This window comes from Spirillospora sp. NPDC049652 (genome assembly GCF_040675125.1).
In the GTDB taxonomy this organism is placed as follows: domain Bacteria; phylum Actinomycetota; class Actinomycetes; order Streptosporangiales; family Streptosporangiaceae; genus Spirillospora.
This window is the reverse complement of record NZ_JBFAOF010000809.1, coordinates 1-3,364: the sequence shown is the minus strand read 5'-3', so window position 1 is coordinate 3,364 and position 3,364 is coordinate 1. Positions and strand designations below refer to the sequence as shown.

Here is a 3,364-nt window from a genome sequence, read left to right as displayed (position 1 = left end):
GTGGCGGCCTGCACGGCGGTCGCGGGCGCCTCCTACTCCCTGGGACGCGCGGGCCCGCACCACGCGCCGCCGCCCCAGACCGCGCCGTCCATCCCGGGTGAGAACGCGTCCCAGAGGGAGGTGCGCGCCCTGCCGGCGGTGGCCTCGTTCGGCTGGCTCCCGGACGGCTACCGGGAGTACGGGATACGCACCGCCGGAGCCTCCGACGGCGTTGTGACGATCGTGTCGGCCGCGCGACCCGGCTTCACCAGGCTGCAGCTCCACGCGCCGATCCAGTTGACGGTCACCACGCGCGGCGTCTCCCGGGGGACGCCCGGGCCCGTCCTGCGCGGGAAGGCGTCCGTCTGGCTGGCCCGGCCCGGAAGCGGGCCGTCCGCCGAGATGGCCTGGGAGTACGCCCCCGCCCGCTGGGCGGTCCTCGCGGTGCGGCCGGAGGTGACGCGGGACCCCGCGCGGATCGCGACGATCGCCGCGAACGCCCGCTTCGCGGAGAACCCGCGGCCGGTCCGCTTCCCGCTGCGTTTCGACGGCCCGCTGGAGCAGTTCGAACCGATTGAACTGCACGCCTTCTCGACCGAATCCGGCACGCGGGGCTTCGGCGTGACCCTCGTCGGCCGGAGCCCCCGGAAATGGGAGAGGATCTGGATCGAGGTCGATCCTTCCAGCGCGGAACGGCACGAGCTCCCCACACCCACCGAAGTCGCCGGCGTCCGGTCCGTGGGGGTGACCGTTGGGCGCTACTACGTGCGCGCGCTCGCCGTCCCGGGACCGAACACGCCGCGGAGCGAGGACGAGCTCATCGCCCTCGTCCGGAAGGCGGCTCCCCTGCCCGCGGGCGGCGGGACCACCGAGCCGTTCGGGTGACGGGACGGGCGAGGCGCCCGGACGGTGTCGTCCGGGCGCCTCGGGGAGGTCGGGTCGGTTCGGCGGCGGTGCGTCAGCCGGCGGACGGGACGCAGGAGCGGTCGCCGGCGAAGGCGTCGTCCACGGCCCACCAGCCGGAGTTCTGGCCCCGGTAGTGGAGCCGGTACCGGACGCCGGCCTTGCCGTTGGCCTGCGGGATCGGGACCACCTGGACGGACGGGCCGGGAGCGCCGGGGAAGCCCTTGGCGGTCCAGGCGTTCGTCCAGGTCCGGCCGCCGTCGAGGCTCACGTCCACGGCGGTCGTGGAGTTGATGGCGGGCTTGAGGTCGTGGGCGAACTCGACGGTGGCCTTGGTCCGCTTGGACATGTCGATGGTCGGGCTGGTCAGGTAGGTGTCCTGGACGTGGCCGAACCCGGTGTGCCGGGAGTCGACGACCGCGAAGCCGCCGCTGCCGCCAGTGCGGTTGCCGCGCTTGCCGGGGTCGTTGAACTCCCATCCGGGCTGGTAGGCGTAGTTGGGGATGCCCGGGTCGACGTTGGTGACCTGCCACCCCCTGGGCACGCGGGTGGAGTCGAAGGGCTCGGTCGCGCCGTCGCGGACCACGCGGTAGCCCTTGGCGGTGCAGGCGAGCGCGACGGTCAGGCCGACGTCCTCGGTCCTCCCGGCGCCGCCGAGGGTGATCTCGCGGGTGGCGGGGTCGTAGCCGGGCACGGTCGCGGTGTAGGTGACGGTGTAGGCGAGGTCGGGCAGCAGCGACAGGCTGTACGCGCCGGACGCGTCGGCCGTGGCCGACCAGGTGTGGCCGCCGCCGTCCTCGGCGACGACGGTCGCCGGGAGTCCGCCGCCCTTCCCGGACCCGTCGGTGACGGTGCCGGTGAGGGCCACGCGCGGGGTCGGAGCGAGGGCGAAGCCCTGCGTGAGCGTGCCGTCCTTGACGAGGGTGACGGTCGTCGTGCCGGTCACGTAGCCGAACGCCGCGGTGCTGACCTGGTAGTCGCCCGCGGACAGGCGGAACCGGTACGCGCCGTCCGCGCCGGTGGTGAACGAGCGGTCCATCGGCCCGGCCGCGTGCACGGTCGCGCCCGCGAGGGGCCGTCCGGACGAGGCGTCGGTGACGGTGCCGGACAGCTCGCCCAGCCCGGTCGCGCCGGTCTCGACCGCCGCGCGGACGTCGAGGCGGCCCTCGCCGTAGACGTTGTTGTTCCCGGGCGTCCCGCCGCACTGCGCGTCGGGGGTGTCCACGGCCGTGATGTTCAGCAGCTCACGCGTCCGCGCGAGCTCCCGCCGGTACTCCGGACGCGCCGACCAGAGCAGCGCGACCGCGCCCGCGACGTGCGGGGTGGCCATCGAGGTGCCGCTCAGGAAGCCGTACCCGCCGCCGGGCACGGTCGAGCGGACGTCCACGCCGGGCGCGGAGATGTTCGGCTTGACCAGCCCGTCCTGGCCCGGCCCCCGGCTGGAGAACGACGCGATCCTGCCCTGGGCGTCGTACGCGCCGACCGAGTAGTTGATCGTGCGGCTGCCGGGCGCGCCGGCCGTCCCGCAGTTCGGGCCGTCGTTGCCGTTGGCCCACACGCCCATGATCCCGGCGGCGTCCCAGGCCAGCTCGACGTCCTCGAACAGCGGGTCGGTGGACGGCTGCGACCCCCACGAGTTGTTCACCACGTCCGGGCGCTTGGCCGGGTCGGGGTTCTGGCCGTTGCGGTCGGTGGGCGCGAGCATCCACTGCAGGGAGGCGAGCAGGCTCGTGTCGCTGCAGCCGTCGGTCTCGCAGCCCTTGGCGGCGATCCACTTGGCCCCGGGCGCGACGCCGACCTGGTTGCCCTGGCCGTCGTCGCCGACCATCGTGCCCATGGTGTGGGTGCCGTGCTTGTTGTTGTCGCAGGGCCCCGCGGTCTTGCACGTCCCGGACGGGTCGTACCAGTTGTAGTCGTGGCTGAACGTCCCGTCGCCGTTGTTGCCCCGGTACTGCCGGACGAGCGCGGGGTGCTCGTACTCGACGCCGGAGTCGACGTTCGCCACGACGATGTCCTCGCCGTGCCGTCCCGTCTGGGACCAGACCTGGTCGGCCTTGATGTCGGCCACGCCCCACGCGACGCCGGCCGCCGCGGCGGCCTTCGCCTTGGGCTTCGCCGCCTCGACCGGCTTCTGCAGCCTGTAGGTCCTGGACGGGCGGATCTCCGCCACCCCCGGAAGCGCGGCGAGCTTCCGCACCACGCTCTCGGGCGCGTCCGCGACGTGGATCGCGTTGGTCGCCCAGTAGGACCGGCCGGTCAGCCCGGCGGCCTTCAGCTCCTTCTGGACGGGCGCCTGCGTCGTGCCCGCCTCGGCCCGCAGGCCGTCCATGACCTTCCGGCCGCGCGCGGCGCGGTCCTTGATCTTCTTCGCGCCGGACAGGTCCGCCCGTCCGGACATCCGGACCCAGACGTCCGCCGTCCCGGACCTGGCGTAGGCGGCGCGCACCTCCGCGTCGATCTTGGTGGCGGGCGCGGGCGACGC

General features: G+C 74.3%; 2 protein-coding genes. One reads left to right on the top strand and one right to left on the bottom strand.

Features of this window, described 5'->3' with window-relative positions:
• On the top strand, positions 1–864 hold an 864-nt coding region (locus tag AB0J52_RS33020), incomplete at its 5' end, for a hypothetical protein (RefSeq protein ID WP_500186776.1).
• Positions 865–937: 73 nt separating this feature from the next.
• Here the strand turns inward: AB0J52_RS33020 and AB0J52_RS33015 are convergent.
• On the bottom strand, positions 938–3,364 hold a 2,427-nt coding region (locus AB0J52_RS33015), incomplete at its 5' end, for a S8 family serine peptidase (protein ID WP_500186774.1).